General features: G+C 63.2%; 13 protein-coding genes. 8 read left to right on the forward strand and 5 right to left on the reverse strand.

What is annotated here, in order from left to right; all coding sequences use genetic code 11:
• Positions 1 to 78: 78 nt before the first annotated feature.
• The 3 genes from GR138_RS27170 to GR138_RS27180 form a co-directional block, all read right to left on the reverse strand.
• Entirely contained in the window at positions 79 to 783 is a 705-nt protein-coding gene (locus GR138_RS27170) for a L,D-transpeptidase family protein (protein WP_160862399.1), read from the reverse strand.
• Positions 784 to 798: 15 nt separating this feature from the next.
• The gene (locus GR138_RS27175; RefSeq protein WP_202402877.1) at positions 799 to 1,842 is read right to left on the reverse strand and encodes a L,D-transpeptidase family protein; all 1,044 of its coding nucleotides are present in this window, start codon (positions 1,840 to 1,842) and stop codon (positions 799 to 801) included.
• Between the two features lie 267 nt (positions 1,843 to 2,109).
• A complete protein-coding gene (locus GR138_RS27180; protein ID WP_160862400.1) occupies positions 2,110 to 2,616 on the reverse strand; it encodes a hypothetical protein in 507 nt (168 codons plus the stop codon).
• A gap of 106 nt (positions 2,617 to 2,722) precedes the next feature.
• On the opposite strand from GR138_RS27180, the gene GR138_RS27185 reads away from it, so the two are divergent.
• Positions 2,723 to 3,139: a MerR family transcriptional regulator gene (locus tag GR138_RS27185; protein ID WP_160862401.1), complete on the forward strand. Its 417-nt coding sequence runs from the start codon at positions 2,723 to 2,725 to the stop codon at positions 3,137 to 3,139.
• On the opposite strand, the gene GR138_RS27190 is transcribed toward GR138_RS27185, so the two are convergent.
• Positions 3,136 to 3,705: an SCO family protein gene (locus tag GR138_RS27190; RefSeq protein ID WP_160862402.1), complete on the reverse strand. Its 570-nt coding sequence runs from the start codon at positions 3,703 to 3,705 to the stop codon at positions 3,136 to 3,138. The two genes, GR138_RS27185 and GR138_RS27190, sit on opposite strands and share 4 nt — an antisense overlap.
• Positions 3,702 to 5,972 (reverse strand): heavy metal translocating P-type ATPase, encoded by a 2,271-nt coding sequence (locus tag GR138_RS27195; RefSeq protein ID WP_160862403.1) that lies wholly within the window; start codon positions 5,970 to 5,972, stop codon positions 3,702 to 3,704. Before GR138_RS27195 ends, GR138_RS27190 begins: the two co-directional genes overlap by 4 nt.
• 173 nt (positions 5,973 to 6,145) lie before the next feature.
• Between GR138_RS27195 and GR138_RS27200 the strand changes: the two genes are divergently transcribed.
• The 7 genes from GR138_RS27200 (at position 6,146) to GR138_RS27230 (ending at position 13,148) form a co-directional block, all read left to right on the forward strand.
• Positions 6,146 to 6,385 carry a hypothetical protein gene (locus tag GR138_RS27200; protein WP_160862404.1) on the forward strand — a complete coding sequence of 80 codons (240 nt, stop codon included), beginning with the start codon at positions 6,146 to 6,148 and terminating at the stop codon, positions 6,383 to 6,385.
• Between the two features lie 116 nt (positions 6,386 to 6,501).
• Positions 6,502 to 7,602: a carboxynorspermidine decarboxylase gene (locus tag GR138_RS27205; RefSeq protein WP_160862405.1), complete on the forward strand. Its 1,101-nt coding sequence runs from the start codon at positions 6,502 to 6,504 to the stop codon at positions 7,600 to 7,602.
• Between the two features lie 32 nt (positions 7,603 to 7,634).
• A complete protein-coding gene (locus GR138_RS27210) occupies positions 7,635 to 8,873 on the forward strand; it encodes a saccharopine dehydrogenase family protein (RefSeq protein ID WP_160862406.1) in 1,239 nt (412 codons plus the stop codon).
• Positions 8,874 to 9,134: 261 nt separating this feature from the next.
• Entirely contained in the window at positions 9,135 to 9,653 is a 519-nt protein-coding gene (locus GR138_RS27215; RefSeq protein ID WP_069059833.1) for a flavin reductase family protein, read from the forward strand.
• A 22-nt stretch (positions 9,654 to 9,675) separates the two neighbouring features.
• A complete protein-coding gene (locus tag GR138_RS27220) occupies positions 9,676 to 11,163 on the forward strand; it encodes a 4-hydroxyphenylacetate 3-hydroxylase family protein (protein WP_160862407.1) in 1,488 nt (495 codons plus the stop codon).
• Between the two features lie 127 nt (positions 11,164 to 11,290).
• Positions 11,291 to 11,776 carry a DUF4437 domain-containing protein gene (locus GR138_RS27225; protein WP_276508815.1) on the forward strand — a complete coding sequence of 162 codons (486 nt, stop codon included), beginning with the start codon at positions 11,291 to 11,293 and terminating at the stop codon, positions 11,774 to 11,776.
• Between the two features lie 25 nt (positions 11,777 to 11,801).
• Entirely contained in the window at positions 11,802 to 13,148 is a 1,347-nt protein-coding gene (locus tag GR138_RS27230; RefSeq protein ID WP_160862409.1) for an amidase, read from the forward strand.
• Positions 13,149 to 13,177: the final 29 nt, after the last annotated feature.

Consider the following 13,177-nt stretch of genomic DNA (forward strand, 5'->3'; position numbering starts at 1 on the left):
CATTTGCGCACAGCTTGACCCGCCGCGCAAAGGGCGGGTCAATGATTGTACGCAATAACGCGCGAAAATCGTATGCAGTCAATAGGCGGCGGCAACCGCCGCATTGCCCAGCACTACGATGGGCGTGCCGTTCTGCACGCGGTTGAACAGATCGACCACGTCCTGGTTGATCATGCGCACGCAACCGGAGGAGACCGACTTGCCGATCGTCCACCATTCCGGCGAACCGTGAATGCGGTAAAGCGTGTCCTCGTTGTTCTGGAAGATATACATCGCGCGAGCGCCGAGCGGGTTCTTCAGGCCCGGTTCCATGCCGCCATTGGCGATGCTGTAGGGCTGCAGCTCCGGCTGGCGGGCGACCATTTCGTCCGGCGGCGTCCAGCGCGGCCATTGCCGCTTGTACTGGATGACGCCGCGGCCGGCCCATTCGAAGCCCGCGCGGCCGAGACCGACGCCGTAACGCATCGCCTGGCCATCCTCATAGGTCAGGTAGAGGAAGTGGTTCGCCGTATCGACGACGATCACGCCCGGCCGCTCGCCGGTCGGGTTCTGCACCATCTGGCGATAGAAGCGCCGGTCGACCTTCTGGTAGGGGATCGCCGGCAGCGGAAACTGCTCGTCCGGCTTCGGCCCGTACATGGTGGCATAGATGCTGGTATCGACCGGCTCCGGCGCGACGACGACCCTCTCACGGACCGGCGTGGTACAGCCGGCCAGAACCGTGGTTGCCAATCCCGCGCTGCCGAGCAGGAAGGATCGGCGGCTTACGCTTTCACCCGTCAATACAGACCTCACATGTCAATGATCATAGGGATCGGCCAGCGCGGCTTCGGGCCGGCTGACCGGATATTTGGTGCGCGAGATCCGGGCGGCAAGGCCCTTGGCACCCTGCTGTTTCAGCAGCGTGCGGAAACTCGGATGCATGCCGCCGTCCGCATAGGCAAAGCTCGATACGGTCGTGGTGGTCGCGATGGCAGCATCCAGTTTCTTCTGTTCCTCGCCGATCTTCGCCATCAGGTCACCTTCGGATCCGCCGACGACGGCCGGGCATTGCGCCAGCGGATCGTCCGGCTCGCCGTCGACAAACTCCTTGTTGAAGACGTAGCGGCTGCCGCAGACGGAGACCTTCGGCTGGCGCTTCGTGAAGGCGAAGGCGTCATAACCTTCCTTCAGCGTGCGCCAGAACGGCATGTTCGGGTCGCCCTTGTGCTTGGCCATGTTCTCCGTCGTCATTCGGAAGGGATAGGCCTGCACCTGGAAACGCTGCTGACCGCCATCCAGAGCCTTCTGCACGATGGCATAGATTTCGCCCACACCCTGGTCGGTCATGGCATAGCAGCCGGAGGACGAGCAGGCGCCATGCACCATCAGCGCCTCACCCGTATAGCCGAGCGCGGATTCCAGGCGGTTCGGATAACCGAGGTTGAACGAGACGTAATATTGCGAGTTCGGGTTCAGCATGCCGGCGGAGACGTGGTAAAACCCTTCCGGCGCCTGACGGTCGCCACTCTTGGTCTTCGGCCCGAGTTTGCCGGACCAGCGGCACATCGGGTAGGTCTTGAACAACGCATATTGGCCGCTGGCATTGACCTTCCAGACTTCCAGCTCGCTTTCCTGCTTGAAGATGCGCACCAGCACCGGGCTGGTCGGGCTCATCTTCTTTTTCGCCATCTCCCCCTTCACCTTGCTGGAAAGCTGCGGCGCCTCGGCGAGCGAGGCGACATCCATGGCCATGCAGCCGGCAAGCAGACCACCGGCGACGGCTGCTGCGGCAAGCCGCGCGACGAGCGCGAGGCGGGGACGGGCGTTTTGAAGAAAAGGACGGTGGCGAAGCGCAAACATGGGTCGTTTTCGGTTGTTAGGGGTCCGTGGCGCGCCGCATGGCAAACGGCGCATCTCGGGCTTAGAGTCCAAGCGATTGCTTAGAACTTCGTTAATCTTATGGCTGCCATCGGCCTCATGCCGTCTTTGGCAGCCGAATCCGAGGCTCCAGCCAATGCAGGCGAGCATAAAACCTCAAGCCGCTTGAGCATCAAGCCCCTCATTTCCGGTTTCCTGCGCCAAACGATCACGAACGGACACGCAGCGAACAACAAATCGTTAGCAGCGCTACTCGAAATCCCCGATGCCGTGATGATGCGACGTGCGCACGCCGCCCGGCGGGTGCAACTTCACCGGAACCGTCAGAATGTTTCCATCGTCGAACGTGGCGGACATCATCCGCTCGCCGGCGACGTCCAGCGTTTCGTCCATTTCCAGGAAAAACGAATCCGTCGCCATGTACAGTTCCGCCTGTCGCGGGATGACGAGGAAGGCATCCGCGACCGTGAGGGTTTCATACATCCCGGCATCCCGGCGCTTGACGATCGGCGCGCTGAACCCATCTGCGGAAATGGCCATGATGCGTTTGCCGGCGGTGCCGGCATTGTAGATGGTCAGGTAGGCGCGCGCAGGCGCATTCTGCGTGCCCGGGACGATATCGGCATGTTCGACGACAAGCCCGGACAGCACCGCCTCATGCGGCACGATCCCGCCGGCAGCCCCCATCGGCGCGGCAACCACCGGGGTGGCGGCGATGAACAGGAGCAGCGACAGAAAGCAGGCTTGATTTGACACGATTGTCCTCACATTTGTGTGCGGGCACTGTAGAGCCCTTGCGCAGGACGACACTTCAGGATTTCGTGAAGGTCGAAAATGTCGCGGTCGCGACGAGGAGCAAAAGATGCTGACGATCGGAGATCTTTCCAAAACCACGGGCGTCAAGGTTCCGACCATCCGCTACTACGAGCAGATGGGCTTGCTCTCTCATGCCGAACGCTCCGAGGGCAACCAGCGGCGCTACTCGAACGAGGAGCGCGAACGCCTCGCCTTCATCCGGCACGCCCGCGATCTCGGGCTGACCATCGATGCCATCCGTGAATTGATCGTCCTCAGCCAGCACCCGGAGCGCCCCTGCCACGATGCCGACCGTATCGCCGCCGAGCAGCTTGCGACCGTGCGGCGCAAGATCGAGCGTTTGCAGAAGCTGGAGGCGGAGCTGGTGCGCATCACCAGCCATTGCCACACCGACCAGGTCCGCGACTGCTATGTCATCCGCGCGCTTGCCAACCACGACCTCTGCCACGACGAGCACGATTAGGACGCGGCAAGCAGCTTCAGCTTCTGGAGCTGCGTTTCCCGCGGCTCGTGCATATCCAGCATGCCCTGGAGCCGGCCATCCGCGCGGATGAGGAAGAGGCCAGCGGTGTGGTCCATCGTGTAGCTGTCCGAGGCCGTTGGCACCTTCTTGTAGGTGGCCGAAAAGGCATCCGCCGCCGCCTTCGTCTCGGCCGCATCGCCGCGGAGCGCGATGATGCGCGGGTCGAAGGACGTCATATAGAGTTTCAAAAGCCCAGCCGTGTCGCGCTCGGGATCGATGGAGATGAAAAGCGGCGTGATGCGGTCCGCCGCCGGGCCGATGTCCTTCAACAACGCCGTCAGCTCGAAAAGTGCCGTCGGGCAGACATCCGGGCAATGTGTGAAGCCGAAGAAGACGAGATAGGGTTTTCCGGCAAGATCGGCCGAACCGAAGGCCTTGCCATCGACCGTCTGCAAGGCGAAGACCCGCCGTTTCGGCCTCTCCCTTGTTGGGACCTGTGCCGCGACCGTCGCCCCGACGATCGCGGCCAGCACACCTGCAAGACCGATAAATGTCCTGCGCTTCATTTGATCGGCCGCAGCAGGCGCAGCGCGTTCAGCGTGACGAGCACGGTGGCGCCGGTATCGGCGAGGATCGCCGGCCACAGGCCGGTTATGCCGATGATGGTCGTTACCAGGAACACGCCCTTGAGGCCGAGCGAGAGGACGATGTTCTGAACGATGTTGCGCATGGTGCGCTTCGACAGGTCCGTCATCAGAGCGACGTCGCCGACGCGGCCGTGCAGGATGGCGGCGTCCGCCGTTTCCAGCGCCACATCCGTGCCGCCGCCCATGGCGATGCCGATATTGGCGGCCGCGAGTGCCGGCGCGTCGTTGATGCCGTCGCCGATCTTGCCGACGACAAACCCTTCGCGCTGCAGTTCGCCGACGATGCGCTGCTTGTCCTCCGGCATCAGTTCGGCGCGCACCTCGATGCCGAGTTCGGCGCCGACGGCCTTTGCCGTACGGGCATTGTCACCCGTCAACATGATCGTCTTGATGCCCGCATCCTTCAGGGCCTTGAGACCGGCCGCCGCGTCGGGGCGCGGCTCGTCGCGCATCGCAACGGCACCCACGAGCATGCCGTCGACGACCAGCATGGAAACGGTCTTGCCGTCATCGTTGAGCGCGGCCGTGGCGGCCTTGACCTCGTCGGAGAGCGTAACCTGTTCGGCAACCGCCTTCGGCGAACCGAGGAAGACCTGCCTGCCCTCGACGGTGGCTGTGACGCCCTTGCCACCGAGTGCCCGCGAGCCGCTCGCCACCGGCGGCACGATGCCGTCTTCGGCGGCCTTGCCGAGGATGGAGAGCGCCAGCGGGTGGCTGGAACCGGCTTCGAGGGCGGCGGCGAGGCGCAGCACCTCGTCGGCCGGCTGCGCGAAAGCGACGATGTCGGTGACCTTCGGCTTACCTTCCGTCAGCGTGCCGGTCTTGTCGAAGGCGATGGCGGTGAGCTTGCCGAGGCCTTCCAGCACCGCGCCGCCCTTCATCAGCAGGCCGCGGCGGGCACCGGCGGAGAGCGACGCGGCGATGGCCGCAGGTGTGGAGATAACCAGCGCGCAGGGGCAGCCGATCAGGAGAACGGCGAGGCCCTTGTAGACCCATTCACTCCAGATGCCGCCGAGAAACAGCGGCGGGATGATCGCGACGAGGGCGGCAACGACCACCACGCCGGGCGTGTAGTATTTGGAGAAGCGGTCGATGAACCGCTCGGTCGGCGCCTTCGATTCCTGAGCTTCCTCGACCAGCTTGATGACGCGGGCAATGGTGTTGTCCGCCGCCGCCGCGGTGACACGCACGCGCAACGCCGCATCGCCGTTCACCGTGCCGGCGAAGACGCTGTCGCCGACTTCCTTGTTGACCGGCGTGCTTTCGCCCGTAACCGGGGCTTCGTCGATGGCGCTCTCGCCGTCGATGATCACGCCATCGGCGGAAATGCGGTCGCCGGGGCGCACGAGGATGACAGCACCGACGGCGAGCGATTCAGCCGGCACTTCCTTGGTGCGGCCGTTTTCTTCGAGAAGCGCGGTCTTCGGCACGAGGGCGGAGAGCGAGCGGATGCTGTCGCGCGCCTTGCCGGCGGCGACCCCTTCCAGCAGTTCGCCGACGAGGAAGAGGAAGACGACGGCGGCCGCCTCTTCCGTCGCATTGATGATCACCGCGCCGACGGCGGCGATCGTCATCAGCATCTCGATGGAAAAGGGCGTGCCGGCGAGTGCGGCCATGATGGCGCGTCGCGCGATCGGCAGCAGGCCGACGAACATGGCGATGACGAAGGCGTAGGTTTCGATGGCCGGGAAGAGATGGCCGATGCCGTAGGCGATCACCAGTGACGCGCCGGCGAGAATCGTCAACCGGCCCTTCTTGCCCTTCCACCACGGACCTTCGGACGGGCCGTGATCGTGGCCGTGCAGTCCCTCGACGACCGCAGCCTTCGGCTTGTGGTCGTGGCCAGCATGATCGTGGTCATCGTGATCATGGTCGGCGTGATCATGGGAATGGTCGTGCCCATGGCCATGATCGTGGCTGCAACCGGGGCCATGTTCGTGCTTCGCGGCCGGCTTTTCCGCGACCGCTGCCGCCGGTGTCACCGCATAACCGAGGCCCGAGACTTTCTTGCGGATCGCCTCCAGGTCGCTCGTCACGTCGTGCTGCACGCGCATGGTGCCGGCCGTCACGGAGACCGACACATCGGAAACCCCCGGCATGCGGCGCACGGCCGTGTCGATCTTGCTGGCGCAGGAGGCGCAATCCATGCCGCCAACCCGAAAACGCGTCTCTTTCACATCGGACATCATACAATCCTCTTCAGTCTGTCGAGGCTGTTCTACGACCTCTAGCGACTAGAGGTGCAAGAGGGGATACGAAAAAAATGCGGACAAAGAGGCGCATTGATATTTCCCGCCCCGCCATGTTAGAGAGCGCCGACTTTATTTGCAGGTTTCATCTGCTGGTTGGGGAGGACGCCATGTCTTGGCATACCCTCTTCCAATCGGGGATGGGCGCTCTTGATGCCCCCCGAACGGAAGAACGCTTTTTGATGGGTGCCCTTGTGGCACAGTCGGGCTATCACGCCGCTTCGCCGTCGGGCTCGCTCACGCCCGTGAAGGCACCCCGCCTGCCCGCCCTTTTCCCGCTCAAGCACCGCGACCGTGGCAACAGCGCAAAAGCGCTGTCACATCGCCGTGCCCGTACGGCGATACCGTAACATCGGTCTCCCCTTTTAGCCGTTTGAAGCAGGAGGTTTGCGCCTCCGCTTTGCGCGTTGCTATCGCGCTGCCGGCCCGACCGGCGCCACTCCACACGCCAAGAAGACAGGTCCCTATGTCCCTCACGACCCCCTATTATCTGATCGACAAGTCGAAGCTCCTCGCCAACATGGAGAAGGTCGCGCGCCTGCGTGACCTTTCCGGCGCCAAGGCGCTGCTGGCGCTGAAGTGCTTTGCGACATGGTCCGTCTTCGACCTGATGCGCGACTACATGGACGGCACGACCTCGTCGTCGCTCAACGAGGTGCGTCTCGGCCATGAGCGTTTCGGCAAGGAAACGCACGCCTATTCCGTCGCCTATGCCGACTACGAGATCGACGAGGTCATCAGCCACGCCGACAAGATCATCTTCAATTCGGTGAGCCAGCTCGACCGTTTCGGCGACAAGGCATCCGGCATCGTACGGGGGCTCCGCCTCAACCCCGGCATCTCCTCCTCGACCTTCGATCTCGCCGATCCGGCCCGCCCGTTTTCCCGCCTCGGCGAATGGGACGTGAAGCAGGTGGAACCGGTGATGGACCGCATCTCCGGCTTCATGATCCACAACAATTGCGAGAACGGCGATTTCGACCTGTTCGACCGCATGCTCGGAACGATCGAGGAAAAATTCGCACCGCTCTTGAAGAAAGCCGAATGGGTGAGCCTCGGCGGCGGCATCCATTTCACCGGCGAGACCTATCCGCTGGAGAAATTCGCCGAGCGGCTGAAACGCTTCTCCGGCGAATACGGCGTGCAGGTCTATCTGGAACCGGGCGAGGCCTCGATCACCAAGTCCACCACGCTGGAAGTGACGGTGCTCGATACGCTGAACAACGGCAAGGACCTCGCGATCGTCGATAGTTCGATCGAAGCGCACATGCTGGACCTGCTGATCTACCGGGAGAATGCGAAACTTCTCCCCAATACCGGGCCGCACCGCACCATGGTCTGCGGCAAGTCGTGCCTCGCCGGCGATATTTTCGGCGAGTTCAATTTCGAGGCCCCGCTGAAGGTCGGTGACCGCATCTCCATCCAGGATGCCGCCGGCTACACCATGGTCAAGAAGAACTGGTTCAACGGTGTGAAAATGCCGGCGATTGCCATCCGCGAACTGGACGGCAGCATCAGAACGGTCCGCGAATTCACCTACGCGGACTACGAAGAAAGCCTCTCCTGAGGCGATACGGGTAGAAGGAGATATCCCCCGACATGAAAAAGAACGTGCTCATCATCGGCGCCGGCGGCGTCGCACAGGTCGTCGCGCACAAATGCGCCCAGAACAACGACGTGCTCGGCGATATCCATATCGCGTCGCGCACCAAGGCGAAGTGCGAAAAGATCATCGCGTCGGTCCATGAGAAGAAGGCGATGAAACAGCCGGGCGTGCTCGAAGGCCATGCGCTCGACGCGCTCGACATCGAGGCGACCAAGGCGCTCATTACCTCCACGAAGTCGCAGATCGTCATCAATGTCGGCACCGCCTTCCTCAACATGTCGGTGCTGCGCGCCTGCATGGATACGGGCGTCGCCTATATCGACACCGCGATTCACGAAGAGCCGGGTAAGATCTGCGAGACGCCACCGTGGTACGGGAACTACGAGTGGAAGCGCGCGGCCGAATGCGAGGAGAAGGGTATCACCGCCATCCTCGGCGCCGGCTTCGATCCGGGCGTCGTCAACGCCTATGCCAAACTCGCCAAGGACGAATATCTCGACACAGTGACCGACGTCGACATCGTCGACATCAATGCCGGCAGCCATGGCAAGTACTTCGCCACGAACTTCGACCCGGAAATCAACTTCCGCGAATTCACCGGCGTCGTCTATTCCTGGCAGAACGGTGAGTGGCAGACGAACAAGATGTTCGAAATCGGCAAGGACTACGACCTGCCGGTCGTCGGCACGCGCCGCGCCTATCTCTGCGGCCACGACGAGGTGCATTCGCTCGCCAAGAACATGGACGGCGCCAACGTGCGTTTCTGGATGGGTTTCGGCGATCACTATATCAACGTCTTCACCGTGCTGAAGAACCTCGGCCTGCTTTCCGAACAGCCGGTGAAGACTGCCGAAGGCCTCGAAGTCGTGCCGCTCAAGGTCGTCAAGGCGGTGCTGCCGGATCCGTCGTCGCTTGCACCGAACTACGAAGGCAAGACCTGCATCGGCGACTATGTGAAGGGCATGAAGGACGGCAAGGAAAAGACCGTCTTCATCTACAACGTGGCCGACCACAAGGAAGCCTATGAGGAAGTCGGCTCGCAGGGCATTTCCTACACTGCCGGCGTGCCGCCGGTCGCAGCCGCAATGCTGGTCGCCACCGGCGAGTGGGACGTGAAGAAGATGGCGAACATCGAAGAACTGGCGCCAAAACCCTTCATCAACCTGCTCAACGGCATGGGCCTGCCCACCCGTATCCAGGACGAAGACGGCGACCGCGCCGTCAGCTTCTAAGCCTGAAGACACCGGCTGCGCCTCGTGCGCGGCCGGTGTTTCTTTGCCGGCGGCCCTTGGTCCGCGGCCAGGCCGTTCCGGCCCCTCCCCCGAAAAACACATCGAAATCAACCACGTCCGGCTCATGGCTTCGCTTTGAACCGTTGCGCCGTCCTGCGTCCGCGCATCTATCATGCCAGTGAAATATCACAGCCTTGACACATCCCAAAATTAGCTTTATAACTTAGCTATATTACAAACAATCACTAGGGAGGACAGGCGATGGACGAGCGGCAGTTTCGCAATGCGCTTGCCGAATACGCAACGGGCGTGACCATCGTTACGGCGCTGTCGAAATCGGGCGAGAAGATCGGCATGACGATGACCTCGTTCAACACGGTCTCGCTCGATCCGCCGCTGGTGCTGTTTTCCGTCGGCGTCAAGGCACTGAGCCTTGATGCGCTGCGCGAGGCGGATGCATATGTGGTGAACATCCTCGCCCGCACGCAGGAGAACCTCTCCAACCAGTTCGCCCGCGCTTCGAGCGACAAGTGGGCCGGCGTGCACCACACCGAGGGCCACAAGGGTGCGCCGCGGCTGACCAATGCCATCGCCCAGTTCGAATGCGAGCCCTATGCCTGCCACGAAGGCGGCGACCATCTGATCTTCCTCGGCCGCGTCGTCAATTTCCGCACATCCGATACGGCGGCCGAGCCGCTGCTGTTCTTCCGCGGCCGCTACCACAGCGTCGCCGGCCCGCGCATCGACGTCGATGCCTGGCCCCTGCCCCTGCATTACTGAAACCCTCTGGAGGATGCATACTATGAGCAAGTCCGAACCAAAATCCGGCAAGGAGCACCTTGCCAGCCTGCGCGATGGCCGCGAGATTTTCATCAATGGCGCCCGTGTCAACGACGTGACGACGCATGACGCCTTTTCCAATGTCGCGCGCTCGGTCGAAAAGATGTTCGACTTCGCAAAGGCCCCTGACAATGCCGAGCTGATGACCTATGCGACACCAGAAGGCGGGCGCGCCAACCGCATCTGGGAACTGCCCGGCAGCTACCACGAGCTGGTCAAGCGCCGCGCCGGCCTTGAAGCCTGGACCGGCCTGCACGGCGGCTTCCTCGGCCGCGCGCCGGACCACGTCGCCTCCTGCATCGCCGGCATGTATATGGGCCGCAACGTCTTCGAGGACTACAATCCGAAATTCGCGCGCAACCTCGCCGACTATTACAAATATGCGCGCGACAACGACCTCTACCTGACCTACGTCATCATCAACCCGCAGGCCGACCGCTCGAAGAATGCCGCCGAACAGGCCGATCCGTTCCTAACGGCCGGCGTGGTCGATCGCGACGCGGAAGGCATCACCGTGCGCGGTGCAAAGATGCTGGCGACCGGCGGTGTCGTCGCCAATGAAGTCTTCGTCACCTGCATCCAGCCGCTGAAGGCGGGTGAGGAGAACTACGCGCTGTCCTTCGCCATTCCGATGAATGCCAAGGGCCTGAAGATCCTGTCGCGCAAATCCTATGAGGCAGCCTCGCCCTCGGTCTTCGACAATCCGCTGGCGAGCCGCTTCGACGAGAACGACGCCGTGCTCTATTTCGACGACGTGAAGGTTCCGTGGGATCGCGTCTTCATCGACGGCGACGTCGCCATGTGCGCCAAGCAGTTCCATGCGACACCGGCGCATGTCTACCAGAACTACCAGGCAATGATCCGCCTGTCGGTCAAGCTGCGCTTCCTCGTCGGCATTGCCAAGCGCACCACCGACGTCAACGGCATCTCGCAGTTCCCGCAGGTGCGCGAAATGCTCGGCCAGCTCGCCGCCGAGGCCGGCATGGTGGACGCATTGGTCGCCGCGATGGAAGCCAAGGGCAAGCAGGTCGGCGCCTATTTCGTGCCGGATGCGGCAACGCTCTACAGCGCGCAGGTGCTGACCCAGCAACTCTACCCGAAGATCCTGAATACGCTGCGCGAACTTGCCGGCGGCGGCATGATCATGCTGCCCTCCTCGGTGGACGACTTCGGCAATCCGGAACTGGCGCGCCTCATCGACAAGACGCAACAGTCGCCGGCCGCCTCTTCGCGCGACCGCGTGAAATTCTACAAGCTCGCCTGGGATGCGGTCGGCTCGGAATTCGGCTCGCGCCATCACCAGTATGAAATGTTCTATGCCGGCGCGACCTTCGTGACGAAGAACCACGCCTTCCGCACCTACGACTGGTCCGCCGCCGACGGGTTGCTGCAGAACATGCTCGATTCCTATTCGCTCGAGGACAGCCTGAAGGCCGCCGAGGCTGCGTGAACCGCCCGAACAAGTGCGCTTTCGCGGATGCAATGGATCCTCGGGTCAAGCCCGAGGATGACGAAGGAGAGGCAGAGCAGGGATAGTCGAAGCCGGTGATCCCGGTCTCGCCAACCTCTCCTCCGTCATGGTCGGGCTTGACCCGACCATCCACAGCCGCGAGCGCCGCCACCCCAAATGGCCTGCACGCCCTCGGCGTGCCCGCCGTTCAAATGCACCACAGGAGGACCCGATGCCGGTCAACAAGAAACACGACGAATTCTACACGCTCGACATGACGACCGGCTGGGAAGTGCCCGCCGGCTATCCGCAGGGCATCAAGCAGAAGATCATTTCGGGTGCGCTCGACGAGGAAAACCGCGGCGGGACGCGCACGCGTCTTCTGAAGTTCGATCCGGGCGTCTTCACCACCAAGCCGTTCGAGCATGAATATTGGGAAGAGGTCTATCTCGTCTCCGGCGACCTGACGGTCGGCAACGACGAAAACGGCGATGGCGGCGAGACATTCCCGCCGAACACCTATGCCTGCCGCCCGCCGCATGCACCACATGGCCCCTTCAAGTCGGAGAAGGGCTGCATGCTGCTCGAAATCCACTATTTTGATCCGGTCTGATTCGGGCATAGGCAGGAGATAAACAATGCGCGCAACACTGAACGAACTTGCGGCCGATCTGGCGATGGGTAAGGTCACGTCGTCGCAACTGGTCGAAGCATCGCTCGCGCGCATTGCCGACGAGACAGGCGAAGGCGCCCGGGCCTTCGTCAAGGTCCATGCGGACAAGGCCCGGACCGCAGCGAAGGCCGCTGACGACCTGCGCAAGGCAGGCCTCGCCCCCTCGCGCTTCGCCGGCATTCCGATTGCCGTGAAGGACCTGTTCGACCTCTCCGGCGATCCCACCCCCGCCGGCTCGAAAGTGCTGGCGAATGCAGCGCCCGCCGAGACCGATGCGCCCGCCATCGCCCGCCTCAAGGCCGCAGGCTTCATCGTCGTCGGTCGCAACAACATGACCGAATTCGCTTTTTCCGGCGTGGGCATCAACCCGCATTACGGCACGCCGGCCAATCCCTATGACCGCGCCACCGGCCGCATCCCCGGCGGCTCGTCCTCGGGTGCGGCCGTGTCCGTCGCAGATGGCATGGCGGCGGCTGCGATCGGCTCGGACACCGGCGGCTCCTGCCGCATCCCGGCAGCGCTCTGCGGTATCGTCGGGTACAAGCCGACCGCCAGCACCGTTCCGCTCAAAGGCGCCTTGCCGCTCTCGTTCACGCTCGACTCCATCGGCCCGCTGGCCAACAGCGTCGATTGCTGCGCCAGCCTGCATGAAATCCTGAGCGGCACCTCGCTGGATGGCGAAGCCGCGCGCTCCGTCGCCGGCCTGCGCATCGCCGTGCCGCAATCCGTCGTCTTCGATGGCATCGAGCCGCATGTCGCCAAGACCTTCGAAGCGGCAATGAAGCGCCTCGCCGATGCCGGCGCCATCGTGACGGAAATTCCGCTCAGGGAATTCGAGATGGTCGGCCGCATCAACGGCAAGGGCGGCTTCCCGGCGCCGGAAGCGTTGTCCTGGCATCGCGACCTCATCGAAGAACACGGCGAAGACTACGACCAGCGCGTTCGCGCCCGCATCCTGCGCGCCAAGGAGCAGACCGCAGCGGACTATATCGACATGCTGCACCTGCGCCGCGCCTATATCGAGGAGACGAACCGGGCGATCTCGCCCTACGACGTCCTCGCCATGCCGACCGTGCCGATGGTCGCCCCAGCCATCGCTTCGCTTGAGGCCGACAACGACCTCTTCGTGAAGACCAACCTGACGCTGCTACGCAACCCCGCACTGATCAACATGCTGGACGGCTGCTCGATCTCATTGCCCGCGCACGCCGAGGGCGAGGCTCCAGTCGGCCTGATGCTGGCGGCGGCCGGTGGTCGCGACGCGGCGCTGTTTGCCAATGCGCGTGCGGTGGAGGCGGCGCTGCGGCGGTAAGTGGTAGAAAGCCCCCTCATCCGGCTGCC

The sequence above is a fragment of the Shinella kummerowiae genome (assembly GCF_009827055.1).
GTDB lineage: Bacteria > Pseudomonadota > Alphaproteobacteria > Rhizobiales > Rhizobiaceae > Shinella > Shinella kummerowiae.